A 26987-nucleotide genomic window follows, 5' to 3' on the forward strand; every position below is an offset into this window, starting at 1 on the left:
AAGAAGATATTGTTACACTAGTAACAGTTGCAAGAATTGAAACAAGAACAAGTGCAAGAACTAATTTTACTTGTAATTTCATTTTAAACACCTCCAATAGGTTCATTTTACTCTATATTATATCATATACTATTTTATCAGTTTTTTAATTATTTAAAAGTTTTTTTCTTTAAAAAATATATGTTTGATGTACAAATAAATTTATTTTTCTTTTCTTTTTATAACTATTTTAATTCTTTTATTTTTAATGTTTGATTTGAAATTAATCCCCTCAATCTATTTTGAGGGGATTATTTTTGTTTAATATAAATGGCAGGCAACAATGTGATTTTTAACTTTTTTTTAGAGGAGGTTCTGCTTCTTTGCAAATATCCAATGCATATGGACATCTTGGGTGAAATTTGCAACCTTTTGGAGGATTAATGGGATTTGGAACTTCACCTTCTGGGATAATTTTTTCCTTTTTTCTTTTTGGATCAGGTTCAGGAACAGCTGAAATTAATGCTTTGGTATATGGATGCAATGGTTCAGTATAAATTTCTTTAAAATCGCCTATTTCTACGATTTTTCCAAGATACATTACACCAATTTTGTTACATATGTATTTTGTTGTTGCAAGATCGTGAGTAATAAATAGAAAAGTTAAATCAAATTCATTTTTCAGATCTATTAATAATTTTAAGAGCTGAGATCTGACAGAAACATCGAGCATTGCAATTGCCTCATCGGCAACTACAAACTTTGGTCTTAAAATCAAAGCACGTGCTATAACTATTCTTTGTCTTTGCCCACCAGATAATTCGTGTGGATATCTATAGTAAAAATCTTCAGGAGGTGACAGATTTACTCTTTCAAGCATTTTCATTACAAGCATTTTTCTCTCCTGATTGCTACCACCTATATTATGAATTTCAAGACCATGCTTGATTGCATCGCCAACTTTCATATATGGATTTAAAGCAGCCATAGGATCTTGAAATATTATTTGCATGTTTTTTCTAAATTTTCTTAATTCTTCTTTGGAAAGTTTTGTAATATCGGTATCTTCAAAAAATATTTTCCCAGAAGTTGGTTCAATTAATCTTAGAATTAATCGTCCTGTGGTAGTTTTACCACTTCCTGACTCTCCAACCAGTCCGAAGGTTTCTCCTTTTGAAATGCTAAAACTAACTCCATCAACAGCCTTTACAAATCGCTGAGGAACCCTCAAAAGAACTTCTCCAACGGTTCGTTTAACTGGGAAATATTTTTTTAGATTTTCGACTTTAATCATTGTTTCACCTCACTATATAACCAGCATTTAACTTTTGATTCATCAACCTCAACTACTGGTGGTTCCTTTAGTTTACAAATTTCTTTTTTGTATGGGCATCTATCTACAAATCTACATCCAATTGGTGGATTTGAAAGATCGGGTGGAGAGCCATATATATATTTTAAGTCTAAGTCGTTTATGTTTGTGTTTGGAATACTTTGCAGTAGTAATTTTGTATAAGGATGCTTTGGCTTATAATACAAATCTTCACTTTTAGCTTCTTCTACAATGTGTCCGCCGTACATAACACAGATTTTATCGGCCATTTCGGCGACAACACCTAAATCATGCGTAATTAATATCATTGACATATCGTATTCTTTTCTTAGTTCATTTAGTAATTTCATAATTTGTGCTTGAACAATAACATCTAATGATGTTGTTGGCTCATCGGCTATTACAAGAATTGGATTTAAAACCAGTGTAAGGGCTATCATAACTCTTTGTCTCATTCCGCCACTGAATTGAAATGAATATTCTTTCATCCTTTCTGGTTCAATTCCAACCTTTTCAAGAACTTTGGCAGTTCTCTTTCGTGCTTCTTCTTTAGTTATTTCTGGTTCATGTGTTTTTAAAGTTTCGTAGAATAATTTTTCTATTTTCATTACTGGGTTAAGCGAAGTCATTGGATCTTGAAAAATCATTCCTATTTTCTTACCCCTTATCTTTCTCATTTTATCTTCAGTAAGATTTATAAGTTCCTGATTTTCTATTTTTACACTACCGTCGTAATATGTTGTGGGAGGAAGAATTTTTAATAATCCTTGTCCAAATGTAGATTTCCCACATCCTGATTCTCCGACAAGGCCAACGGTTTGGCCTTTTTCTATATTTAAACTAATATTGTCTACAGCTTTAACAAATCCTTTTTTTGTTTTGTAGTAGATTTTCAAGTTTTTTGCTTCAAAAAACACAAGATCACCTTCTTTCCCTTATAGTAGGATTTAATAATTCATTTAATCCTTCACTAAACATTGAAAAGCCAAGAACAACTGTTATAATAGCTATTCCGGGGAATAGAAGGCCCCACCAAGCCCTACTTAAAACAAATCTTTGTCCATTACTTAAATCAAATCCCCAATCTGGAGTAGGGGGTGCTATACCTAAACCTAAGAAAGAAAGCCCTGCTTCAGTCATTATTGCATCTGCAAGGTTCATTGATAACACAACCACTATAGATGGTAAGACATTTGGAAAGATATATTTTAAAAGTATTTCACTATTTTTTGCACCTAAAGCCCTTGCAGCTTCTACATATAGTTCATTCTTCACTGAGGACACCTGGTTTCTTATCACCCTAAAATATGTAGGAGTATAAACAACTGCAATTGAAATTGAGATATTTATTATTCCAGGTCCCAGTACTGCAGCTATTGCTATTGCAAGTATCAATCCTGGAAATGAATAAATTGCATCCATTATTAATGTTAATGTTCTATCTAAAGGTCCACCTATAAAACCGGAAATTAATCCAAGCGGAACACCTATTCCGGCTGCAATTGCAACAGCAATAAAGGCAATCATGAGGGCAATTCTTGCCCCGTATATTACCCTACTTAGAACATCTCTTCCTAAATTGTCTGTTCCAAAAACGAATTGGTCATTAGGTGGAGTAAGAGATCTTCCAACCCTTTGTGTTGGATCATATGGTGCAATTTGAGGAGAAAATATTGCAAGTATAATGAAAAATATTAAGATCATCGCACCGATAAATGTTAACCAACCTGTTCCTGTTCCAAACAAGTCGCTTATAAATTCTCCTATTCTTTCGCTAACAAATTTTTTTCTCACATTATCACCTCTTAATACCTTACTCTAGGATCAACTAAAGCGTTGACAATGTCTATAATAATGCTTATAATCACAACAAAAATAGCAAAAAAGATTATTGTTCCCTGAATAGCCGGAAAATCTCTGTACTTTATTTTTAACACTAGATAACTTCCAATTCCAGGCCACGAAAAAGTTGTTTCAGTTAATACTGCTCCTGCAAGTAGCAAAGCAAATTGCATACCCATAATTGTAAAGATAGGAACAAATGCGTTTCTTACAGCGTGTCCGTATAAAATAACTTTTGGTTTTAATCCTCTTGCTTTTGCTGCTTTAACAAAATCTTTTGATAGCATTAAAACAGTGTTGTTACGTACCATTCTTAAGAAAATACTTGAGATAACAAGGCCCAAGGTAATACCTGGGAGAAGAAGGTGTTTTAAAACATCCCAAAAAGCTTCCCAGTTCCAATTAAGGATACTGTCCAGTAACAATAAACCGGTTTTTATATCCAAACTTACACGTGGAGATAATCTACCACCTACTGGAAGCCATCTTAGATAAATTCCAAATAGCAGTTGAAGCATTAATCCTAGCCAGAAAACTGGTACAGCGTATATGAATATTGAATAAACTCTTGCAGAAATATCCAGGGATTTATCTTTTCGCCACGCCGCCTCAGCTCCCCAGAAAATTCCTATAATTAATGCAAAAATAAATGAAAATATCGTTAATTCTAAAGTGGCTGGAAATCTATCTTTTATTTCGCTCCATACAGGTCTATTAGTCAAAGTTGAAACTCCAAGATCTCCTTTTGCAACATCTTTTAAATAATCAAGAAATTGAACTACTATAGGTTTATCAAGTCCAAGTTCATGTCTTTTCGCCTCTATTACTTCAATTGGAGCTTTACCACCGAGAATTGCCAAAACAGGATCACCAGGAATTATTCTAAGTATAAAAAATATCATTATTAGAAGAATTAGGATCATTGGAAGTGCTAATATTATTCTCGTTATTATGTAGCTTTTTAGAGACACTTTATCTCCTCCTTTAAAATATCCCGCCCGCAAGGGGCGGGATACTTCATATAACCTATAAGATTATTTTCTTTCAAGGATGTAGTAACGGAAGATTTGTGTTGGTTCAAGGATAATTCCATCAATGTAATCATGTGCTTCACAATCTGCAGAACCTTGCCAGAGAGGAATGTAAGGTACTTCTGCTGCATGGAAATTTTGAACAAGTTTATATATCATTTCACGTGAGAATTGATCAGTAGCAGCCCTTGCAGCTACCATTAAATCTTCAACGTTTTTATTTTCATAGAAAGATCCAAGTGATTTTGCACCATTAATACTTAAGAATGGCCATAGGTAATCGTCTGGGTCGAGGTAATCTGGATACCAACCAAGTAAGAAGAGTCCCATGGTTCCGTTTAGGAAGTATTCAACGTAAGTTGACCATTCAGCATATTTGATATTTACTTTTATAACACCTGTTTGTTCTAAGGATTCTTTTAATACCTGTGCAACGTCTGCCTCTGTTGTTCCATAGTGAGATGGAGTATACCAGAGATCTATTACAAGAGGATTGTCTTTTGTATAACCTGCAACCTTTAGAATTTCCACGGCTGCTTTAAGATCCCTTTTTGGGAATACATCTTCATGACTCCACATTCCAGCAGGAACCATTGAGTATAATGGTTTTGCAAGGTCTACAAATATATCGTTAACTATTGTTTCTCTATCAACAGCAAGTGCAATGGCCTGTCTTACAAGAGGATTATCAAATGGTTTTTGTTTTACATTTACTACAAGATACCTTATTTGTGGGCTTGCACCAAGGTAAACTTTTATACCAGGTACATTTTTAAGGTCTAATATGTCTCTTGGATCTAAGTGTCTGTATGCTATGTCCACTTCTCCAGTTTCAAGTGCCAATCTTAATTGTTGAGCATTTTCATAGAATTGGATAATAATTTTTGGTGTTTTTGGTTTTGGACCAAAATATTTTGGATTTTCTTCTAAAACAATTCTTACATCCCTTATCCATTCGGTAATTTTGTAAGGACCAGAGGCAGATGGAGCTCCCTCAAAGAATTTATCTTCAGGAAATACTTTTGGATTTACTGGAAATGCAACTGTATAACCCAATACTGAAACAAATGCTGAAAATTTACTTTTTAATGTTACTCTAAAAGTAAATTTGTCAACAACTTCTGTTTTTTCAACTACGTCAGTTAATAAGAATGCAGGATCACCATTAAGTTTCATTACCCTATCAAATGAATATTTGAAAACATTTGCATCAATTTGCGTTCCATCTTCAAAATATGCATCTTTTCTTATATGGAAAGTATATACGAGTCCATCATCAGAAACGTCCCAACTTTCAAATAGCCATGGTTTAATGTTTGCTGTTCCAATTTCATAGTCTACAGGTCCAGATAAGACATTTTGAAGGATGTTACTTGAAAAATAATCATAGCAGTTTGCGGGATCTAGTGTTCTTATTTTATCAGTTGTTCCAACTACAATAACGTCTTTCGATGCAAAAGAAAATACAACAAGCAGCAACCCGATGATAATCATGAATTTTTTCATGAAAATCCCCCCTCTTCAAGTTTAGTAATCTTATTTTATCATAAAGTAATATTTAAAATCAAATATTAACAAATGAAAATTTTTATTAAACTAGTGAAAAACAAAATTTTGTTAATATACAAAAATTTATTTATTTTCATTTTTTATAGTCGTTTTTTATCTTTTTATCTTTTTTTAATAACATTTTGTACTTTTAAAAGTTATAATAACTGTTTATTTTAAATTAAATTATGTTTTAATTTAATAAAAATGTAATATATTTGATTAGGTTGGAGGAATTAAGAAATGAGGATAAAGTTGGAATTTGTTTCGGATGATGACATAATCTTGCCGGTTGGTTTTAACAAGTACATACAGGCATTGATTTATAACTTATTTAGCACAAAATTAAGAAAGTTTGTGCATGAAGAAGGATTTAGAGGAAAGAAAAAATTTTCGCTCTTTTGTTTTTCGTCTATTTTAGAAAGAGGAAAATTTTTTAAAAATATGAAAGTCTTTAATTTTGGAAAAAAGATAAGTTTTTTTATTTCGTCTCCTGTTGATATACTAATGGAAGATTTGGTTACAAATTTATTCAAAGGTGATGAATTTATGTTAGGTGAAAATAAAATATATTTATCATCAGCTATGGCTGTGATAAAGAACGTTTCTGGAGATAGTATTAAAGTAAAAGCTTTAACACCAATTGAGGTTCATAGAACTTATAAAGACAGTGGAAAGAATAAGACTAGGTATTTTACACCATTTGAAAATGAGTTTGCAGAGTTAATAAACCTTAATATAAAAAATAAGTGGGAAGCTTTTTATAAAGAAAAGTTGGATAAAGATATCGAAATAGTCCCACTTTTTGATGATGAAAGATACAAAAGTGTTGTTTATTATGGGTTTGGTGAAAAAAGGTTTGTTATAGAAGGTTGGAAGGGAAGCTATCTATTAAAAGGAGATAAAGATATTCTTTCTTTTGTATACGATACAGGGCTTGGTAGTAAAAATTCACAAGGATTTGGATTTATAGAGTAAGGGGGGATTTAATGTTAAAGCAGATGATAGATTTTTCAAAGAAATTAAGAAGAGAAAATTTCTATTCTCAAAATGAAGAGGTAGATGAAGATATAGTTTTTTTGGTTATACCATTAGAAGATAAAAAAAGTTTCTACTATGTATTGAAAGATAGGTATTACGATAAGCTAGATTTACTGGAAAATGCAAAAAAATACGAAGATATTGACGATGAGTTAAAAAAAGTTTTGAAAAATGTTAAATTATTAACGAAAAAACTTCCTGGAGATGAGAAGGGAAATAAAAGTATTGGATCAAATAAGGGTACAAATTCTTACAACTTATTTATATTTCAGGGAGTTAAGGGTGATTTAGCTTCAAAAATAATGAAAATTTATAACGAAAAGGTTTTAAAAAATTTTAAAAATGAAGTTGGAGAATCTTTGCTGGAGAAACTTATTTTTACAAAAGAAGAGGCTGATTTACTCTTTGAAAGTGTAAAAGAAGCATCGATAAAGTTATTTGAAAAAAATTATCAAAATGTGTACGGAAAGTTTTATTTTGTATTTGAACTGGAAAATAAAAAGCTCTATGAAGAATTTTATGTGAATTATTTAAAGCAAAAGGTTTTTGTTGGCAAAAATGTCGAAAAAAAAGAAGGAAAATGTCCAACATGTGGTAAGGAAGGTATTATTTCAATACCTGATGCGTTTAACACATTGAATGATAAAAAGCCGTTTTTACTTCACCTTGGAAGACCTGTTGGCTATAACGTAATGATTTGCCAAGATTGTGCACTTGAGCTTATAGACTTTATTGGAAAGTTTTTAAATCGCTTTACAATATTTCCTTTGTTTATGAATGAAAATATTCAACAGATGGAGATAAAACTTTTGAAAAGTGATGATGAGAAAATGGGGTTTAGGAAAATTTTAGAACAAATACATGAAGAAATTAATAAAGAAAATTTACTTCTTGATTTTTATCTAATAATACACAAAGATGATTTTGTGTATGTAGATTATGTGTTTAATTTTAAGTATGACTTTAATGGAAAGAGTATTTTTGAGTTAGAAGATGTATTGGATAATCTATTCGATAAACGGTTAAAGAGTAATTATTTTAATCAAGTAAATATTAAGGAAAGTTTACTTGCGAAAAATATTCTCAAATATCGAGAAATTATTTTTGATTTTGTATATAGAGCAAAGTATGATTCGTTGAATAAAAAAGTAATTGATGATATTTTCTATGATTTACTGAGTTGTTATTTGAAAGGTTTACATAATGAAGAAAAAAAGTCTTTAAAGCAAATTGAAAATGCTTTTAAAAGTTATAAAAGTTTAAATAAAATATTTGGGGGTGATTTCATGGAGAACTTAGAAAATATCGAGATGGAAAATTTGGAAAAGATAGAGAATAACTATCAATATTATTATCTTATTGGAAAATTGACAAGGTATCTTCTAGAACAATCAAAGATGTCTGATAAAACTCATGCACTGGTGGAACCATTTATTAATGTTAACAATTCAAAGGTTTTGCTTGAAAGAGTTTTTAACAAATACAAACATGCTATCGGTTTTAAAGATGAAAAGTTTGATAAGATTTTCAGCATAATTTTGAACTATTTTAACAGCGGAAAATTGCCAGATCAGGTAACGAAAAATGATAAGTTTTATTTCTTTGAAGGTTATTTTTCAGGGAAAAATTTATAGAGGAGGGATCTGAATGTTTTTAAAAAGATGTTATGGAATATTTGTTTTAAAGAGTGAAAATAGCAATTGGAATGCTGATTTTACCAAATATCCAAGAAGACTTCCAGATGAAAATGCAACGATATTTGCAACTGATAAATCTGCAAAATATGCGATAAGGAAATATTTTGTTGATTTAGGAGAAAGGGTTTTTGTGTGGAGAACCTTTAAAGAAAACGGCCAACCAAAATCTCTTGAGGAGACATATAAATATTGGGAAGAAGTTTTGAAAAGTGAAGTAAAGAAGATAAAGATAAAAATAAAAAATGAATACAAAGAGGTTGTGGATAAATATGACTTTTTTAATAAATTTATAGATGTAAAATTATTTGGAATAACTTTTGCTGTTGGTGATGAGCAAATGTCGATTACTGGTCCTCTTCAAATAAGCTATGGAGTAAATAGATACAACGTTAATGTTCCCTATGTTGTGGATATAGCATCGCCGTTTAGAAACAAAGAAAATGACAAGCAAACAACACTTGGAAATGAGATAAAGAACTTAAAATCTTATTATGTTTACGATTTTGTATTAAATCCAAAGAATCTACCAGAAGGATGGAGATTAGTGATGAAGAAATTGTTAAATTAAAAGATGCATTGAAAAAATTTGCAACTAATTTAAATACAACCTCTAAAATTGGCACGGAAAATGCCTTGCTTTTATTTGTAACTTTAAAAGAGGATTCAAAGTTAGTTCTTCCAACAATGAAGAATTTAGTTAATGTAGATGAAAATGAAGTTTTGGATCTTTCAAAAATTTCAGAGTTATTGAATAAATATAAAGGTGAAATAGAAAAAGTTGAGGTTTATTACAATGATAATATTTGCAAGGTTAATGGAATAGATGAAAGCTGGAGAAAGGGTGATATTTTACTTTGAGGAGGGCTATTCATGAAAGCCTTTTGTTTTGATATAAAAGCCGATATGGGTTTTTTTAAAAAGAACGATTCAAATGCTAGGGTATTTACCACTTACAATTTTATTCATAAACCTGCAGTTTTGGGAATTTTCGGTGCAATTTTAGGATATGAAGGCTACAATAGAGATAAAAAAAATAGTAGTATTGAATACTATGAAAAGCTTAAAAACTTTAAGATTGCAATAAAGCCTTTGTATAAAAAGCCTTTGAAAAAAACGGTGGTTATATTTAACAATTCGACTGGTCTTGCTTCACAAGAGTTAGGAGGTGTACTTCAGTCAAAAGAACAAGTTATTGTTGAAAGTTTAGGATATACAATTTTTGTACCATTTTTTGAAACATTCAGTGAGGATGAAAGGAAAATTTATGAAAAATTAGAGTATATGGTTAAAAACAAATATGCAGAATATCCTATATATTTTGGAAAAAATGAGTTTTTGGCATATTTTGAAAATTATAGATCACTTAACGTTGAAGAATTAGAAAGAAAAGAAGCAGTTGTTGATTCTCTTGTTAAAATGAAAGATGTTGATTTTTTTGTAAAAACCGATGAGGAAGAATTTGGATTGTTTGAAGAGCATAAAAAAGACCAGAAAATAACATTAATTGATGAATTGCCATATGATTTTGATGAAAATTATATGTATATCAAAGATTTATTCATCTTTACAGATAAAGAGTTGAAAATAAAAAACAACGAAAGTTTTTGGAGGACAAGTGATAATGAAGTTATTTACGTTTTCTAAGTCCATAGATGATAAGATGGCTCATAAAAAGGATGAAAAATTTGAACCTTTTATAGAACATGTTAGGAAAACAGAAAATTACTTAAAAGAATTAATAGAAAAGTATTGTATTGAAGAAATATTAAAAAATTTATTTTATGAGTTTAAAATCAGAGATTCTTATGTTGAAACTGTGTATGAAATTATTAAATACCATGACATAGGAAAATTAACGGAAGAATTTCAGGATGGTTTAAAACTTGGAAATATTTCAATTACTCACAGTGATATAGGATTTTATACGATTTCTTCGCTTTTAACAGATAAAGCGTTGTCAGGAAAGTTAAAAGAAAAGGAGTTTGTATTTTTACTTCTTATTGCAACTGTGGTGTCAAGACACCACAGTTTTTTATTAGATATTAACGAGATTCTTTTTTGGAATGAAGAAAAGGAAAAATATGTGAGGTATATCCTTGAGTTTTTAGAAACGGAGAATGATAAGGATACAATAATTAAAATGACAAAAAGTGCTTTTGGTAATTTAAATATGAGAAAGATAAAAAAGGTTATTAATATAGAATTTTACTTGTTGTATAAACTATTAAATTCTTTACTTATTACTTGTGATTATCTTGCAACCATGGAATTTATGAAAGGTGTTAAGTTTATTCCAAAAATAATAGATAATGGTTTGAAGAATGAGATCTTCGAGAATATATCCTCGAGAAAAATTAATGGAAATTTTAATCCAGATATAGATAAAGAAATTGAAAAGCTTAGGTTGATGAAAAAAGAGGAAATTTTTGATTTGAATACTTTAAGAAGTGTTATAACTGCAAAAATTGAGGAAAAATTTGAGAAAAGCAAGAAAAATGTATTTTTTATTGAAGTTCCAACGGGTGGCGGAAAAACAAATATTTCACTGAGATTGATTAGAAAGCTGTTGGGAAAAAAGAAGAAAGTATTTTACGTAATACCTTACGTAAATATAATAGAACAAAGTTTCGATTACTTTCGCAAATTTATTCCTGGTGAATATATAACAAGATATGATCATAAATATATTGATATATCTGATGATGAAAACAAAGAAAAAAGCTATACTCAAACATTATTCTTAAATTTTCCTTTTGTTTTTACAACTCATGTTGGGTTTTTTGATATGTTCTTTAGAAATGGAAAATCTGATAATTTTAATTTTTATCAAATAGCAAACAGTGCAATTATTTTTGATGAAGTACAGGCATACAATCCGAAATTCTGGAATACACTTTCAAATATTTTTTATTATCTTAGCAAGTATTTAAACACTACAATAATTATAATGAGTGCAACGCTTCCTGATTTTACAAAGTTTATTGAAAAAGAAGACTTTGTTGAAAATTTAACACCAGATGTTGTAGATCATAAATTGTTTGAAAGAGCAAATTATGTATTTTTAGATAAAGATGTTGAGAAAAAATTTTAGAAGAAGTAAATAAATCAAAAAAAACTTTGGTAGTTGTAAATACGGTTAAGGAATCATATAGGATGTATGAAAGATTAAAAAGCATAATAGATGGAGAGGTATATATATTAAATTCGACTTTACTTGATCTAAGAAAAAGAGAGTTAATTGATTATATAAAAAAGTATGATAAGGAAAAACCACTTGTGCTTGTTTCTACACAATCAATTGAAGCAGGTGTAGATCTTGACTTTGATGTGGGGTTTAGAGCATTTTCACTTCTTGATTCGATTATTCAAACTATGGGGCGTGTTAATCGAAATGCAAGATTAAAAAGTGCTAAATTGTTCTTGTTTGATGATGGAAATTGGAAAAGAATTTACAAAAGTGATGAAAGAGAAAAAATTTTGGAAGAGAATTTTTCAAAGTTTAAATCAGGAAAATTAAGCTTAAATGAATTTTATTCACTTACAATAGAAAAGTTAAAGAAAAAGCTAAATGTTTTTACATTAGACTATTTAGATTATTTTAAAGATTTGAAATTTAAAAATATAGATAAAGAATTAAAACTGATTGATGGTGATACTTTTTCACTTTTTATACCTCTTGAAATTCCTTTGAGTAAGTTGAATAACATAAAAAAATTATTATTAGAATACAATTTAATATCTGATAAAGATAAAGTTTTGCAAGGAAAAAAAGTTTGGAAAGTTTACATAGATAATGATTTTAGTTATGTTGAAAATAGATTGTTTTCAAAAATATTTTCATTGTTTGTTGTGTCACTTTATAACTATAGGACTGATGGAAAAAGTATAAAAGAAATATTGAAAGATGAAATGAATGGAGAATTTTATTTTGCAGAAGATTTTGAAAAATATTATAGCTATAAAGATGGTTTAAATGTTGAAAAATTTTTGGAATTAAAATCTTCTAGGGAGTATGATTTTCTATGATTACTGGAAGTTTAATTCAAGCATACTTTGTTTGTAAAAGACAAGCTTGGCTTCTTTCGAGGCAATTAATAGGTGATCAAGATAGTGATTTTCTTGCGATAGGTAGGCTTATTTCTCAAGAGTCATATAGCAGTGATAAAAAAGAGATAACTATAGATGGTGGAAAAGTTGATATTGTAAAGCTAGAAAATGGTGAGATTAAATTAGTCGAAGTTAAAAAATCATCGAGAATGATTAAAAGCGCTAAATTTCAGCTTTTGTATTATATGTGGAAAATGAATGTATATCATGGAGAAATTAGAATTCCAAAAGAAAAGAAGGTTATAGAAGTTCATATGACGGACGATGCTAGAGAAGAATTATTAAATTTAATAAATGAGATAGAAGATGTTTTAAATGGAAATAAAGTGCCAAAAGCAGAAAGAAAAAAGTATTGTAAAACGTGTTCTTTTGAATATTTTTGCTGGAGTTGATATCTGTGAAGGAAACAATATATATTTTTTCTTCAGGAACGTTAAAAAGAGAAGATAATTCTTTGATATTCATAAATGAAGAGAATCAAAAAAAGCATATTCCAGTTGAAAATTTAAAGAGGAAGAAAATTAGATAATCATATATCAGAAATAGAAAGAAATATGGAAAAGATATTAAAAATAGATGAAATACCTAAATTGATGCAAGTTGAAGGAAAGATAAAGAAAATTTATTATAAATCTTTTAATGAAATAATAAATTCTAGTGATTTTAAATTTACAAAGAGGGGGAAAAGGCCACCTATTGATAGGTTAAATTCGTTGATTAGCTTTTCAAATTCTTTGATTTATAGCATAGTTTTAAGAGAAATTTATGCAACACACCTTGATCCTAGAATAGGTTATTTACATTCAACAAATTTTAGAAGATTTTCATTAAATTTGGATATTGCAGAGATTTTTAAGCCTATTATTGGCGATAGAACAATTTTTAGTGTTATTAATAAAAATATAATTGGAGTTAAGGACTTTGAAAAAAGCTTAAATAGAATATTTTTGAATGATAAAGGTAAAAGAAAATTTATTGAATTTTTGGAAAACAGATTGAATGAGACTGTGAAACTGAGAAAGATAGGAAGAAATGTGAGTTATAGGACGTTGATAAGAATGGAACTTTATAAATTGGAAAAACATTTTTTAGAAGATGAAGTATATGAACCTTTAATAATGGAGTGGTGATATGTTTGTTATTTTATATTACGATGTTAATGTAAAGAGAGTTTCAAAGATGCTTAAAGTGTGTAGAAAATATTTGACGTGGGTTCAGAATTCTGTCTTTGAAGGAGAAATAAGTTATTCAAATCTTGAACGTTTAAAAAGCGAAATAAGGAAGATTGTAAAAGATGAGGATTCAGTAGTATTATATGTTTTTAATCAAATGCTGTACAGTGAAAGAGAAGTTTTAGGAAAAGATAAAAAAGAAGAAACAAAATTTTTATAGTTAAATTCAGTCGATGTGCAGTAGTGTAAAAAGTCCTGGAGATCGACTGAAAAAAATAAGAAAATTATGTAAATTCAAAGTATTTTACGTTAATATTATTTAATATTTATTATGATTTTTTCAAAAAGGTTGCAAAAAGTGATAATATGTAATATAATTGTAACGTAATATATGGTTTGTACCTTACCTTGTAGGAATTGAAACTGATTTCTTTTTTAGAAAGAAATTCAATTAGCCTTTTGTTTGTACCTTACCTTATAGGAATTGAAATAAGAAAAGTAATAAAAAATAATGGCTCCTTGTGGAGCCATTATTTTTTTGTTTTATTATTTGATTTTCGTTAAATTTTCAAGTTTCCTTCTATTATAATCTTTGCTTTCCCACCTATGAAGATTTTTTCATTTTCAATTTTTCCAAATATTTCCGATTCCCTGTTCATTGATTCACCTTGAATAATTTTGTATACTTTCTTTTCATCAATTATATTATTTTTGTATAGGTAATATAACAATGCACCATTTGCTGTGCCGGTTGCTGCTTCTTCATTTATTCCATATAACGGTGCAAAATCTCTTGTGTTTGCAAGCGCTTCTTTTTCATCTAAAGTAAATAAGTGAAAACTTACAATGTTGTTTTCTTTTGTAAACTCTTTTATTTTTTCAAGATTTGGTTCTAATTTAAGTAATGTTTCTTTCTTTTTTATTGGAATAAGTAGATCCCATAGTCCAGTATATGAAGCTTGCAGTTTAAAACGTTCATCTAATTCTTCAAAGTTTATACCTAATATTTCTGCTATTGTTTCTTTATCATAAACTTTTCCAAGCTCAGGTTTTGCTTGTTCCATCAAAACTAAGTCATTTTCTATTAAAATAGTTAATTTTCCAACGTTTGTATGTAGATTGTATTTATTGTTTGGAAAAACTAAGTTTTTTTCTTTTAGTACACAAAAAGTGGCGATCGTTGCATGACCACAAAGGTCAATTTCTGAAACTGGTGTAAAATATTCTATTTTAAAGTCATTTTCAGATATCTTTTTAATAAAAGCTGTTTCAGAAAATTTAACTTCACTTGCAATAAGTTGCTTTATACTTTTTGGAATATCTTCTTTTAAAATAACAACACCAGCAGGATTGCCTTTGAAAGGATCATTAGCAAAAGCATCTACTACATAAAAATTCATTTTGCAATTACCTCTTCTACCTCATTGTATGGAGGTTCTTTGCCAGGATCATCTGAAACCCAAGAATATATTATCTTGCCTTTTTCATCAATTACATAAACTGCTCTCTTTGAAACAGTGTAGTTTTCTATTCCTACAAAGTTTTCGTGTACTCCTCCATATTTTCTTGAAACTATGCCACCAAAATCAGAAAGTAGATCAAAATTTAGTCTGTTTTTTTCAGCAAATGCTTTGTTTGCAAAAGGTGAATCTACGCTAATACCAAAAACTTTTGCATTTAAATTGTTAAATTTTGCCATCATATCTCTAAAAGAACATAGTTCTTTTTCACATACACTTGTAAATGCTCCAGGATAGAAAACTAAGACTATTTTTTGCCCTATTAGTGAAGAAAGTTTAACCTTCTCAAGTTTTGTGTTTACAATTTCAAAATCAATATACATACTGCCTTTTTCTAACATAATCTCACCCCTTAATTAGTTATACCTAACTGAACAATTAAATTATAACATATTTTAAAAAAATAACAAAATCTTAAAATTATTTATGATATACTCGAATGATATAATATATTCAAGAAAGGAGAGTGAAAATATGGATTTGACAAATGTAAAAAAGATAGCCCTTGTTGGTGCAACAACCAACAGAGAAAAATTTGGAAATATAATTTTGAGGGATTTAACAAAAAAGGGTTTTGAAATTGTTCCTGTTACTCCAAGATATGATGAAATAGAGGGAATAAAGACTGTAAAGTCAGTTAAAGAACTTTCTAAAGATATTGATTTGATAGTTTTTGTTGTTCCACCGTCAGTTGGAATAGAAGTTACGAAAGAGGCGGTAAGTGAAGGGTTTAAAAACCTATGGTATCAGCCAGGTGCTTATTCTCAAGAAATTGATGAGTATTTAAAAAGTGTTGGTATTGAAGCTGTGCATGATATATGTATTATGGTAGAAACAAATAGGAGGTGATTATATGAATTATATGGAAGAATACAAAGCTTGGCTTGAAAGTCCTTATATTGATGAAGAAACAAAAAAAGAACTTTTATCTATTAAAGATAATGATGAAGAAATCAAGGAGAGATTCTTTAAATATCTTGAATTTGGTACCGCCGGTCTTCGTGGGAAGATAGGAGCAGGTACAAATAGAATGAATAAGTACATTGTTGCAAAAGCAACTCAAGGTCTTGCACAATTTATTCTCGAAAAAAGCGATCCGAAAATGGGAGTAGTAATTGCATACGATGTTAGACACTTTTCTAAAGAATTTGCAAAGATTGCCAGTGAAGTTTTAGCTGGCAATGGAATTAATGTGTATATTTTCGATGATATAAGACCCACACCTATGCTTTCTTTTGCAGTAAGGCATTTAAAAGCTACAGCAGGTATTGTGATAACAGCAAGTCACAATCCACCAGAATATAATGGATACAAGGTTTATTGGAAAGAAGGTTCCCAAATTTTAGATGATGTTGCAATTCCTGTACAAGAAAACATCAAGAAAATAAAGGATTTTGGAGAAATTAAGTATCTTGACTTTGATGAAGGTGTAAAAAGAGGAATCATTAAGGTAATTGGAAAAGAAGTTGATGAAGTATACTATGAAAAAGTCCTATCTCTTGGTTTGAATGATGATATTGATAAAAATATAAACATTGTATACACTCCTTTGAATGGAACGGGAAATATTCATGTTAGACATGTATTAAAAGAAAGAGGTTTTAATAATGTTTATGTAGTTAAAGAGCAAGAACTTCCAGACCCAGATTTTAAGACAGTAGGTTATCCAAATCCAGAAGATATAAAGGCGTTTAAGCTTGCACTTGAACTTGCAAGAGAAAAAGATGCTGACATTGTTCTTGCAACCGATCCTGATTGTGATAGACTTGCCGTTATGGTAAAGCACAACGATGAATATATTGCATTAAATGGAAATCAAACAGGTGCAGTTTTGATTAATTATTTGCTTTCTCAAAGGAGCAAGAAAGGATTACTAAAGGAAAAGAGTATGATTATAAAGTCTATAGTTACTGGAAATTTGGGCAAGAATGTTGCAGAGAAATATGGTGTTTTAACCTTTGAAACTTTGACTGGTTTTAAAAATATTTGTGGACTTGAAAACAAACTTGAAAAAGAAGGATATCAATTTGAATTCGGATATGAAGAAAGTATAGGATTTGTTACTGGAAATTTTGTAAGGGATAAAGATGGAGTTATCTCTGCTATGATGCTTTCAGAAGCTGCTGGTTATTACAAAAAACAAGGAAAAACCCTCGTGGACGTCTTAAATGATTTATATAAAGAATACGGTTATTATCTTGAAAACAACTTTTCTCTAATATATGAAGGAATAGAAGGTATGGAAAAGATAAAAAGGATTATGAAATATTATAGAAACAACTTCCCAAAAAAGATAGGAAATTTAAATTTAGAAAAGTATATTGACTATCTTGACGGAAATGTTTACAACGTAGATGGAGAAAAAATCGGAGAAGTAAATAAGGATCATATTCCATCATCCAATGTTTTAAGATTTTTCTTTGAAGATGGAAGCTGGTATGCAGTAAGACCATCGGGAACTGAACCAAAATTAAAGGTGTATATTTATTCTTTTGCAACTGATAGAGAAGAATCAGAGAGAAAGTTAAAACTAATAGAGGAAACATTTAGAAATATTGTTGATAAGATATAGTGAAAAAATTTTAAAGAGAAACCCCCAAATTGGGGGTTTTTTAAATTATATATGTTTTTAATCATTAAAGCTAAAAGTTTTGCTTATTGATATTATTCTTTGTCATCATATATTCTTTTTTCTCCGGTGATTTTCTGGATAGGTGCGATATCTTGTGTAACTTCCAAGGTTCCAAGATACTTTCCATTTTCATCTCTAACTGCAAAGTATTGAATATAGACATATTTTTCGCCAAGTTTAAGCCAAAAATCTGCTTTATCTCTCTTTCCGGATTTAAAATCGGAAAGGATTTTGTTTACTATTTCTATACTTTTTTCTGGATGACAATTTTGAACTTTTCTTCCAATTATTGTTCTACTTCTAACAAATATTCTATCTTTTGTTTCACTAAAATATTTTACTTCATCGTTTTCATCTACAAATGTTATATCAACTGGTAAGGTATTTAATATCCAGAGAAGTTGTTTTTTTGTCAAAACACCACTTGGAAATTCAATTTTATCACTTGAAGATTTTTCAAGATATTTTTTTATCATAGAATTAATCTTGTCAATTGTTATATCTTCGTCATTAATATTGTCATCTTCTTTTGAATATTCTTCAGGCTTGTAGCAACAATATCCTATTTTGTCAAATTCTTCCCTAATCGTTTTCCATTCTTCATCTGTTATTGTTTCAAGAGATGATGGAAATAGCACGAAGTGTTCTTTGTATATATGGTTTAATATTAGATCAACCATTGCAGTGCTAATATTCCACAATTTCTCTTTTAGATCTTCAAAATTAATCTGCCTATTCTCTTTTAATTGTTTAAGCTCTTTTCTTAAAGTTCTAAAAACGTCATGTTCTTTCCACATTACCATAGGTGGTTTTTCAATTCCGTGTTTTTCAATGACCGGGAATAAAACATTTTCTTCTTTTTGAAAATAAAGTTCAAGATTTTCAAATTCATCGATAAATTCTTGGATTTTTATAATTAGTGGCATAGCTTCAGAAAAATTATCTTTTTGATTTATTTGATCAACTAGTTTTTTAAATTCGACAACCTTTTCTTGAAAATGCTCATGTTCCTTTACAAGTATATAAATAGGATGCCACTTTGGGACATCAAGGGTTGGGCCTTTTGTTTTGCTTTCTAAAACATCAATGTGAATGTTACATACTTTTCTAACTTCATCAACGCTTATTCCTTCTTCGTTCATAAGCTCTTGCTCGACAATTGCTATTTCAAGTGGTGAAATTTCAGAGAGAATTTGTTGAATTTCTTTCTTTAGCTTTTCACTATCTTCTGTTTTGGTTCTTTTAATAAGATTTTTTAAATATTCTCTTTTGTTGAATACCTCGCTCATATTAACACCTCCAAAGTGACTTAGTCTTTACTAATTACATTATATCATTAATTTATTTTGTTGTGTGTAATGTAGATTACGGTTTAAAAATTTTTTGGGTTCATGATAAAATATTCGAGAGAATAATCTAATTAAGAATTGGGAGGAAAGATTTATGTTTAAGTTTATCTTTCTATTTATTGTTGTATTTGAAGTTTTATGGGAAGAAATATTATTATTTTTGAATCTTAAATATTCTACTTCTAAAGATGCAAGCGTTCCTGAAGTTTTGAAAGATAAAATTTCTGATGAAGATTTTGAAAGATCTAAAAGATATTTGAGGGATAAAACTTTGCTTGAATCTTTTTCTCAGCTTATTAAGCTTGGTGTCACTTTAATACTTTTACTTTACGGTTTTCCATTTCTTGAAAATGTAGTTTTGTCATTTTCAAATTCAATAATCATTCAAGGGTTATTATTTTTTGCACTGTATGGACTTATAACTTTTCTTGTAAATCTACCTTTTAATATTTATTCAACATTTGTTATTGAAGAAAAATATGGTTTTAACAAAATGAATGCTAAGACTTTTGTTGTTGATATAATTAAAAGTTTTGTTGTATCAATAATATTATTTGTCCCTTTAATTTCTCTTCTATTGTGGATATTAAGTGTAGATCAGAATTGGTGGTGGAAGGTTTCTATAGGATATATACTATTTCAGGTAATTTTAACTTTAATATATCCAATATTTATTGCACCAATTTTTAACAAATTTACTCCTTTAGAGGATGAAAAACTAAAAGAAGAGATAAATAAATTACTTAAAAAGGCTGGCTTTAACATATTAAGTATTTACGTAATGGATGCATCAAAGAGGACAAAAAAACAAAATGCAGCACTTACTGGAATTGGAAAATCAAAGAGAATTGTATTATACGATACAATTTTAGATTATTCAACAGAAGAGATTTTAGCAATTATAGCTCACGAGCTTGGACACAGTAAAAGAAAGCATATTCCAAAGCTTTTGACAATTATATCAGTGCTGTACACAGTTATATTTTACCTTGTAAATGTTGTTTATAACTATATATTAAGTAGCAACTTATTTGGAATAAATATGAGTTATACAGCATTTACATATTCATTTATATTTATTAGCTCAGTTGTATATTTTGCAATACCGATTATTAATTTCTTGCAAAGAAAGTTTGAGTTTGAGGCAGATAGGTACTCAGCAGAGCTTTTGGAAACACCAGAATATCTAATTTCATCTTTAAAAAGTCTAGTAAAAGAAAATCTTTCAAATGTAAATCCGCTTCCTTTATACAAAGTTTGGCACTACAACCATCCTTCGCCAGAGGAAAGAATAAAGAATTTACTAAAGTTAAAAAAATGATTACACAATAATAGATCTAAGTAAAATAAATAAAAAAGCTACACTTTTTCATTAAAAGTGTAGCTTTTTTTATGTATTTGCCTAAATTTTCCAATTATCGCAAAAATTAATGAAATTTGTAAGGTATCTTTTAAGGAATTAATAATTTGTTAACTTTTTTGTTTCTATTATTACATTTTGATTTTTATTTTGATAAACAAATTACTTGACATTTAATGATACAATAACTTGACGTAGAAGTTTTCATTTCTAATTTATTCTTTTTTCACATAGGGGGGATTAAAACTGATCAAACTTTTTGGAGACTTTTTCATTCCTGAAATAGAAGAATTTTGCTTTACCAAACCCGAAGTTTTACTATTCTCATTTTTAGTTTCAAAAAAAAGCATAGTAAACTTTCTAGATGTAAAGCAGCTATTTGCAGATTTAAAAGAAATTGATGATAGATACATAAGAAGGTTAGTATCGAGGCTCAATGGAAAAATTGAACGTATTGGAAAAGTAGAGCTGCTGAATAACAAACGAATTGAGCTTGTAATGTATAGTGACGTTAAAGTAGATCTATGGGAAATGGAAAAGATATTAAGCAATTTTGATAGATCAGAGAAATTATTAGAAAAAATTTTAGATTTATACACAGGGCCATTTCTTGCTGGTATAGAATGTTTGTGGGCAAAGCAAATGAGAAGGTATTACAACGTTCTTTTAAAGAGCATTGTAGATGATTATTTAGAAAATATAGGATTTGAAAGTAGATTAGCTGTAAAATTAATGAAAGTTTTTCCAGATTTGTCTATTTTTGACGAAGAACTTGAGAGTGAATATTTATATGATTTATTTTAAAATGTTTGGTGATTTTAAGGTATTTGTTGATGGCAAAGAAGTAGAAACGAAGAATAATAAAAATTTAAAATTGCTTTTTTATATTATCTCTTCTAGAAAAAGTTATATTCCAAAAGAAGAGATATACGATGTATTTTGGAATAATTTTACAAGAGATTATGCAAGAAAAAACTTAAATGTTCAAATGTATAATTTAAAGAAGACATATCTATTTTTAGAAGATGTTATAAAAAACTATAGGGAAAACATATACATAGATAGAGATAAAATTAGTTCTGATTATGAATTTTTTATGGATAATATAGGCTCGAATAGTTTAAAAGCACTTAAGGTATATTCCGGTGATTTTTTAGAGGGGTATGACGACGATTGGATTGTTGAAAAAAGAAAGCAATGTAGAAAATTAGCAAACCTTGCTTTATATTTTTACAACGAAGAAGCAAAAAAAGTTGAGATTTTATTAGAAATTCAAAAAGATATGAGAGAAAAACCGTACGTAATACTATTTTTAAATGAAATAAAAAACTTAAGAATGAGAAAAGGAGACTTTCTTTTAAATCTTGAAAATGGATCACTTGTTTTATTAGAAAAAGGTAATAAGACAGTTTCTCAAGCTGTTGATGGATTTTTAAAAAGGTCAGGTATAGAACGTGCAAAGATGTTAAATGAAGATGAAGCATTGAATTTGATAAACTTTAAAAATTCTGATAAGGAGGAAAAAATTTATGAGGAAAATCTTTAGTTTGGTTTTAATACTTGTTTCATTGTTTGCCTTCTCTTTAAAGATATATCCAAATCTCATTTGTAATATTGAAGTTAAAGACTTGATCTTTGAATATAGCTTTTTTGTCAGGAATGATCTTAATTATGATGCAATAATAAGAATTGAAAAGATAGATTTTGTAACGGATGGTAAAAAGTATGAATTTGACCTTCCAGATTATAAGTATAGTGTAAAAAATTACGTTGATTTAGATAGCTATGAATTTGAACTTAAACCGGATGAAGAAAAGAGGATAACGTTAAAGTTTAATATTCCTTCTGATTTTGATGGAGCAAGTGGAGTATTTGCCTTAAAGATTTCTCAGGAAAGTAAAAGAGGTGGACAGATCCAAATAAGGTTAAATTACATTGTTCCATTCTTTTTGAGGTTCAAAAATATAAATCCTATTCAAAAGGTTGATATTACGGATGTTGATATAAGAAATCTAAATCTCTATCCTGATGAACGTTACGGAAATTTTGGAACTTTGATAACCATGAAATTGAAGAACAATGGAAATGTAGTTTTTCTACCTTATGGCACTATTAAAATTACTTCAGTAGATTTAAGGACAACAATTTCTGAAAAAGAAATAAATAGTTTTGATTTAGTTGTATTTCCGGAAAATGAGGCTTTTTATAAGTTTAAAATTCCAGAGATTTTACCAACTGGGAAGGTAAGATTTTCAGTTGAAGGTGAATCGTACGGCATGAGATTTTCTATAAGCAAGGATGCAACAATCAATGAAACCTATGAAAATTTAATTGTTGAAGCATCACCAAATGTTATCATTTTTGATGATAAGACAATAAATACTCTTAAATCAATCTTGATAAAGAATTTAACAAGTTTTAAATCGAATATTTCTTGGGAAATTGTTGATCAAAAAGGTTTAAAAAGTGATATTTTCAAGTTGTATCCAAGTGTTTTAAGAATATATCCATATAGAGCAACCTCTATAAAGATTAGATCAAATGAAAGAGAAATTACCAACGTTGGAGATAGAATTTTTTATTTGCATCTTTTATACGATGGCAAAAAAATTTCTGTAAAATCTCCTTTGATTGTTGTAAGAGGCCAAAAACTTTCTCCAGAGTTGAAAGCAAAATACTTGCCAGAAGAAAATTCTATAGAGCTAACAAATACTGGAAATTGTTTGTTAGCTATAGATATTAACTATTCTAGTTTTTCTCTTTACAATGATATTGTTTTAATACCTGGACAATCTAAAAAAATAAAATTAGAAGATAATATCAGCATTTCAAGGATCATTTTAAAGTATGGGATTTTTGGAGAGAATAAAGAGTATGAAGAGTATATAAGGTGATACCATGAAAAAAATAACTTTTTTGTTTTTGTTAATATGGGGGATTGTTTTTTCTTTAACTGTATCATTCTATGAACAGGATATAAAAGAAGCTTTAAATATTTTATCTTTGGAATCTGGGAAAAAGATAGTGTATGAGCCAAATCTCAGTGGTATTGTAAGTATTGAGATAGACGAGGATTTATCATTGGAAGAAATCCTTGACATTATTCTTTTACCGTATAACTACTATTGGGTAAAGTATGATGAAATCTACTTTGTTGGAGTTTCAAATCCTGAATCGCCCGGTTTTTTTAAAAATGCAAAAATATTTAATATTCCATTGAGGTATAAAACCGCTTCAGAATTGAGCAAAGTTTTACCTAAAGAGTTGAAAGAGTATATTTTATACAGCTCAAGTGAAGATAGTATTACAGTATTTGCGCCAATTCCAGTGGCATCTCAAATTGCAAATATTGTTTCTATCTTAGATGTAAAGGAAAAAAGTTATACCGCAAATATAAAAATAATAGATGTTTCTGAAAGTTATCTGAAATCATTTTTGTTAAAAATAAATTATTCCCAGGAAAGATTAAATGATTTGTTGAGTGGTGCAATATTCTCTATACCATTGTACGGAAATTATTTAAATCTCTTGTTTTCATCGACTACAGAAAATAAAGATTTTGATCTCATATACGATGGAAATATTAAAATGTTAAGTGGAGTAAAATCTTCCTTAAGAACATCTAAAAAAGTATTAGTTGATGAGATAGTGGATAATAAGATTTCTAAAAAAGCAGTTGAATCCAATATTTCCTTTGAGCTTACTCCATATTTTTTAAAATCTTCTGCATTGATAGATTTGAATATTAACTTGGAAAATATAGGGACAGACAGATTAGGTTCACAAGTTTCAACAAAGGTCCCCATTGATTTTAGTGTTCCAAAAGTTATTGGGGCATATTCATATTTAAAATCAGAAAGAGCTGATGGTGGATTGTCTTTTTTAATGGATTTGCCAATAATAGGTAATTTGTTCAAGCAAAATTTTGAAAAGCATGAAAAAAGATATATTTTGTTTGTCTTGAGAATAGAGGAGGAGTAGACAATGCAGAGAAATTTTCTAATATTTTTGTCTTTGATTGTATCTATAATAAGCTTTGCTATTAATTTGGACTTTAATAACAAACCATTGATAGATGTTCTGAATGCTATAGAAGATGAAACAGGAGTTAAGTTTATAATATTGGCAGACGACATTGATAGATTTATAACACTTTCTCTTAAGGATGTTAGTTTAGATGTTGCATTGAGAAGTCTCTTATTACCTTATGGTCTTGATTATGAACGTATTTCAAATGATACTTTTTTAATATACTCTACAACTCAGAAAAAAACTGTTAAATTGATGCCAAAAATCTATACTTTAAAACATACATCTCCAGAATTAATTTCAAATTATCTTTCATTAAACGGTATAGAAAATTACGTAATTGATGAAAAGCTTGTGTTTTATGTAGATTCAGAAGAAGAATATAAAAGAATTATATCTGACATTGAGAAACTTGATGAAAAGATAAATGGAAAAATTTTGATTTTTTCCGTATTTAAATTGAATAAATACAAAGAAGTCTCTACATTAGATGACAGAGTACTTATTAATTTATACAATTTTTCTCAGAGTTATAAATTATTTTCTTTTGTAGAAGGTGGATACTTAAGTTATATGGATGTTAAAATGCCTGCTACAGCAACTTCTCAGGTCATAAAAATTGCGGAATTTACATCGAATGAATTTATTCTAAGGATAAATTCTGAAAAGGAAAATAAAAAACTTGAGCTTTCAATTGGAAGTGATGTTTTTAGCACCAGCTTGAAAGAGAATAACCAAGAACAAAATATTGTTTTAAGAGGAAAGAAAGAAATTTATATTTTAAGATACAAAATTTTAAGTGATGTATTAGCAGAAAAAGTTAAAGATATAGAGCCTTTTGATCTAGATAATAAACAAACGGAAATAACTACTGAGTATTTTAAAGGTAGGACTGATCTTAAAATACAGGATAATAAGTATCTTTTAAAATTGTCCTTTGAATCTATTGAAATTTTAGGTTTTGAGTTTTACACAAATGTGATTGATAATTTTAGTGTAGGGATTGGATTTGAATCAAATTTGTTCTTTTTGACATTGAACGATTTAATTAAGATAAATGATTTATCGCTGCAAATGAATTTAAGATACGATCTTGAAAATTTTTATTTAAGAAATTTGGTAATTTATAAATTTAATTTTGATAGGTTCAAAATTGGGGTAGGCATTGAATTTTCAAATGATAGTACAGAAGTAGTTTTTCATACAAATGTTGATTTTTCAAGGTATGAGTTTGGATTTAAAATTTCAAATGATAAATCCTTTGGAGTCTTATTGGGAGTAATATATTAAAAATCAATGAGAGAAAGCATGGGGATAAAATTAAAGTCTAGGGTAACATTTATTGTGTTTAATGATAGATCGAAATCTGGATAGTTAAATTGAAGAATTAAATCTCCTGATACCATTCCATATCCCCATCTAAAAATTTTGTATCCAATTTTTGTTGGATAGTTTGGGTTCATTGAAATTGATTTTTTTCCTATCCAAACATTGGTAACAGTTACTTTTGAATTGTTTGTAGTTGGTAAAATGTACATGTAAAAACCAGGCGATGAACTTATTTCCATGTAACCAACTATAGCTTTTTTTGTTAGATCGTCAATTACAAAGACTGAATTTTCGTTATATGACCATAAAATGTTTATAGTTTGAGGTATTATTATAATATTTAAAAGAAGAATTGCTAATAAAAAAAATTTTTTCAAAAAAATCACTCCTTTTTATACTATTATAATATAAAAGCCACCCAAATTGGGTGGCTTTATTGCAATTTCACAAAATTTTTTATAATGGTAAGAAGGTAAAGTCAAATTTTACTGTAAAATCATCTGATGCGTTTGTATAATCTCCACCAAATGTAATTGCAAGGTTACCTTCTAAAATTTTTGTTGAAACACTTGTTGGATTTGTGTTATCGTTGCTCAATATAGTGCTTCCTACTTTAACTTCGTTAACTGCTAAATCACTTACTCCACCGTCTGCAACAATAGTTGTTTGATAGTACATCTTGAATGTCTTGTTTGATTCAAATCTGATGTTACCAACGTTTGCAATTCCTGTGGTATCATCAACTGCAAAAACTTGTGTTTCATCGTAGTCCCAAGTAACTTTTACCCATTGAGAAACACTAAAAGTTAATGTTTGTGTCCAGTTTCCGTTTGGGTTTAATTTAATGTTTGCAGTACCAGCGGCAAAAGCAGCCAAGCTTAAAAGTGCAATAAGAAGAATAACTACCTTTTTCATACTTTCCCTCCTTTAAATTGTGATTTAAATTTTCATTTTTAATTTTATCTATATTTTGAGCATTATCAAAACCATATCAATAAATTATTGGTAAATAATAAAT

The 26987-nt window shown here is 28.8% G+C and carries 28 protein-coding genes and 1 pseudogene; 19 read left to right on the forward strand and 10 right to left on the reverse strand.

From position 1 onward, the window contains the following. Positions 1 to 300: 300 nt before the first annotated feature. From OB7_RS08165 to OB7_RS08185, 5 genes and pseudogenes are all read right to left on the reverse strand, one after another. Positions 301 to 1273, reverse strand: a pseudogene (locus OB7_RS08165) (ABC transporter ATP-binding protein). After that, positions 1270 to 2229 carry an ABC transporter ATP-binding protein gene (locus tag OB7_RS08170; RefSeq protein ID WP_012579936.1) on the reverse strand — a complete coding sequence of 320 codons (960 nt, stop codon included), beginning with the start codon at positions 2227 to 2229 and terminating at the stop codon, positions 1270 to 1272. Before OB7_RS08170 ends, OB7_RS08165 begins: the two are co-directional and overlap by 4 nt. Before the next feature lie 4 nt (positions 2230 to 2233). Then, positions 2234 to 3106: an ABC transporter permease gene (locus tag OB7_RS08175; protein ID WP_114703012.1), complete on the reverse strand. Its 873-nt coding sequence runs from the start codon at positions 3104 to 3106 to the stop codon at positions 2234 to 2236. Positions 3107 to 3117: 11 nt separating this feature from the next. Beyond that, entirely contained in the window at positions 3118 to 4125 is a 1008-nt protein-coding gene (locus tag OB7_RS08180) for an ABC transporter permease (protein WP_004101043.1), read from the reverse strand. A gap of 63 nt (positions 4126 to 4188) precedes the next feature. After that, a complete protein-coding gene (locus OB7_RS08185) occupies positions 4189 to 5691 on the reverse strand; it encodes an ABC transporter substrate-binding protein (RefSeq protein ID WP_114703013.1) in 1503 nt (500 codons plus the stop codon). 285 nt (positions 5692 to 5976) lie between these two features. Here OB7_RS08185 and cas6 point away from each other — a divergent pair, with 285 nt between their 5' ends. The 11 genes from cas6 to cas2 are packed head-to-tail and all read left to right on the forward strand — an operon-like array spanning position 5977 to position 13970. Continuing rightward, entirely contained in the window at positions 5977 to 6711 is a 735-nt protein-coding gene (gene cas6 / locus OB7_RS08190; RefSeq protein WP_114703014.1) for a CRISPR-associated endoribonuclease Cas6, read from the forward strand. Positions 6712 to 6722: 11 nt separating this feature from the next. Then, on the forward strand, positions 6723 to 8408 hold the full coding sequence (locus tag OB7_RS08195) for a hypothetical protein (RefSeq protein ID WP_114703015.1): 1686 nt from the start codon (positions 6723 to 6725) through the stop codon (positions 8406 to 8408). Between the two features lie 13 nt (positions 8409 to 8421). Continuing rightward, positions 8422 to 9039: a type I CRISPR-associated protein Cas7 gene (locus OB7_RS08200; RefSeq protein ID WP_249031070.1), complete on the forward strand. Its 618-nt coding sequence runs from the start codon at positions 8422 to 8424 to the stop codon at positions 9037 to 9039. Beyond that, positions 9006 to 9329, forward strand: coding sequence for a hypothetical protein (locus OB7_RS10110; RefSeq protein ID WP_249031071.1), 324 nt, complete (start codon positions 9006 to 9008; stop codon positions 9327 to 9329). Before OB7_RS08200 ends, OB7_RS10110 begins: the two co-directional genes overlap by 34 nt. A gap of 12 nt (positions 9330 to 9341) precedes the next feature. Next, positions 9342 to 10115: a CRISPR-associated protein Cas5 gene (gene cas5, locus OB7_RS08205; RefSeq protein ID WP_114703016.1), complete on the forward strand. Its 774-nt coding sequence runs from the start codon at positions 9342 to 9344 to the stop codon at positions 10113 to 10115. Further along, positions 10093 to 11562: a CRISPR-associated endonuclease Cas3'' gene (locus OB7_RS10115; RefSeq protein WP_249031072.1), complete on the forward strand. Its 1470-nt coding sequence runs from the start codon at positions 10093 to 10095 to the stop codon at positions 11560 to 11562. The genes cas5 and OB7_RS10115 overlap by 23 nt, the downstream gene beginning before the upstream one ends. Before the next feature lie 26 nt (positions 11563 to 11588). Continuing rightward, positions 11589 to 12497 (forward strand): hypothetical protein, encoded by a 909-nt coding sequence (locus OB7_RS10120; protein ID WP_249031073.1) that lies wholly within the window; start codon positions 11589 to 11591, stop codon positions 12495 to 12497. Next, positions 12494 to 12970, forward strand: coding sequence for a CRISPR-associated protein Cas4 (cas4, locus tag OB7_RS08215; protein ID WP_114703017.1), 477 nt, complete (start codon positions 12494 to 12496; stop codon positions 12968 to 12970). The genes OB7_RS10120 and cas4 overlap by 4 nt, the downstream gene beginning before the upstream one ends. Positions 12971 to 12975: 5 nt before the next feature. Continuing rightward, the gene (locus OB7_RS10230; RefSeq protein WP_282956784.1) at positions 12976 to 13107 is read left to right on the forward strand and encodes a hypothetical protein; all 132 of its coding nucleotides are present in this window, start codon (positions 12976 to 12978) and stop codon (positions 13105 to 13107) included. A gap of 25 nt (positions 13108 to 13132) precedes the next feature. Beyond that, positions 13133 to 13708: a CRISPR-associated endonuclease Cas1 gene (gene cas1 / locus OB7_RS08220; protein ID WP_249031074.1), complete on the forward strand. Its 576-nt coding sequence runs from the start codon at positions 13133 to 13135 to the stop codon at positions 13706 to 13708. Between the two features lies 1 nt (position 13709). Then, complete coding sequence (cas2, locus tag OB7_RS08225) at positions 13710 to 13970, forward strand: CRISPR-associated endonuclease Cas2 (protein ID WP_114703018.1); 261 nt, start codon at positions 13710 to 13712, stop codon at positions 13968 to 13970. A 340-nt stretch (positions 13971 to 14310) separates the two neighbouring features. On the opposite strand, the gene OB7_RS08230 is transcribed toward cas2, so the two are convergent. Further along, positions 14311 to 15150, reverse strand: coding sequence for a PhzF family phenazine biosynthesis protein (locus OB7_RS08230; protein ID WP_114703019.1), 840 nt, complete (start codon positions 15148 to 15150; stop codon positions 14311 to 14313). Continuing rightward, on the reverse strand, positions 15147 to 15611 hold the full coding sequence (locus OB7_RS08235) for a peroxiredoxin (RefSeq protein WP_114703020.1): 465 nt from the start codon (positions 15609 to 15611) through the stop codon (positions 15147 to 15149). Before OB7_RS08235 ends, OB7_RS08230 begins: the two co-directional genes overlap by 4 nt. A 133-nt stretch (positions 15612 to 15744) precedes the next feature. Between OB7_RS08235 and OB7_RS08240 the strand changes: the two genes are divergently transcribed. Both OB7_RS08240 and OB7_RS08245 read left to right on the forward strand, forming a co-directional pair. Continuing rightward, positions 15745 to 16119 carry a CoA-binding protein gene (locus OB7_RS08240; RefSeq protein WP_114703021.1) on the forward strand — a complete coding sequence of 125 codons (375 nt, stop codon included), beginning with the start codon at positions 15745 to 15747 and terminating at the stop codon, positions 16117 to 16119. 4 nt (positions 16120 to 16123) lie between these two features. Continuing rightward, positions 16124 to 17842, forward strand: a complete 1719-nt coding sequence (locus tag OB7_RS08245) for a phospho-sugar mutase (protein ID WP_114703022.1) — start codon at positions 16124 to 16126, stop codon at positions 17840 to 17842. 92 nt (positions 17843 to 17934) lie between these two features. Here the strand turns inward: OB7_RS08245 and OB7_RS08250 are convergent, their stop codons facing one another. Continuing rightward, on the reverse strand, positions 17935 to 19191 hold the full coding sequence (locus tag OB7_RS08250; protein WP_012579943.1) for a DUF438 domain-containing protein: 1257 nt from the start codon (positions 19189 to 19191) through the stop codon (positions 17935 to 17937). 154 nt (positions 19192 to 19345) lie between these two features. On the opposite strand from OB7_RS08250, the gene OB7_RS08255 reads away from it, so the two are divergent. The 6 genes from OB7_RS08255 (at position 19346) to OB7_RS08280 (ending at position 25930) form a co-directional block, all read left to right on the forward strand. Next, on the forward strand, positions 19346 to 20572 hold the full coding sequence (locus OB7_RS08255) for a M48 family metallopeptidase (RefSeq protein WP_114703023.1): 1227 nt from the start codon (positions 19346 to 19348) through the stop codon (positions 20570 to 20572). A 537-nt stretch (positions 20573 to 21109) separates the two neighbouring features. Beyond that, positions 21110 to 21415 carry a hypothetical protein gene (locus OB7_RS08260; protein WP_004101064.1) on the forward strand — a complete coding sequence of 102 codons (306 nt, stop codon included), beginning with the start codon at positions 21110 to 21112 and terminating at the stop codon, positions 21413 to 21415. Then, positions 21402 to 22157, forward strand: a complete 756-nt coding sequence (locus OB7_RS08265) for a hypothetical protein (protein WP_012579945.1) — start codon at positions 21402 to 21404, stop codon at positions 22155 to 22157. Before OB7_RS08260 ends, OB7_RS08265 begins: the two co-directional genes overlap by 14 nt. After that, positions 22141 to 23505, forward strand: coding sequence for a hypothetical protein (locus OB7_RS08270; protein WP_114703024.1), 1365 nt, complete (start codon positions 22141 to 22143; stop codon positions 23503 to 23505). The genes OB7_RS08265 and OB7_RS08270 overlap by 17 nt, the downstream gene beginning before the upstream one ends. A gap of 4 nt (positions 23506 to 23509) precedes the next feature. Further along, positions 23510 to 24592, forward strand: a complete 1083-nt coding sequence (locus tag OB7_RS08275; RefSeq protein ID WP_004101067.1) for an energy transducer TonB — start codon at positions 23510 to 23512, stop codon at positions 24590 to 24592. 3 nt (positions 24593 to 24595) lie between these two features. Beyond that, on the forward strand, positions 24596 to 25930 hold the full coding sequence (locus tag OB7_RS08280; RefSeq protein ID WP_004101068.1) for an STN domain-containing protein: 1335 nt from the start codon (positions 24596 to 24598) through the stop codon (positions 25928 to 25930). Here OB7_RS08280 and OB7_RS08285 read toward each other — a convergent pair. Further along, the gene (locus tag OB7_RS08285; RefSeq protein ID WP_004101069.1) at positions 25927 to 26346 is read right to left on the reverse strand and encodes a hypothetical protein; all 420 of its coding nucleotides are present in this window, start codon (positions 26344 to 26346) and stop codon (positions 25927 to 25929) included. The genes OB7_RS08280 and OB7_RS08285 overlap by 4 nt on opposite strands. Before the next feature lie 79 nt (positions 26347 to 26425). Then, positions 26426 to 26884, reverse strand: a complete 459-nt coding sequence (locus OB7_RS08290; RefSeq protein ID WP_004101070.1) for a hypothetical protein — start codon at positions 26882 to 26884, stop codon at positions 26426 to 26428. Positions 26885 to 26987: the final 103 nt, after the last annotated feature.

Origin of the sequence: Thermosipho africanus Ob7 (assembly GCF_003351105.1) — a bacterium.
Taxonomy (GTDB): Bacteria; Thermotogota; Thermotogae; order Thermotogales; family Fervidobacteriaceae; genus Thermosipho; species Thermosipho africanus.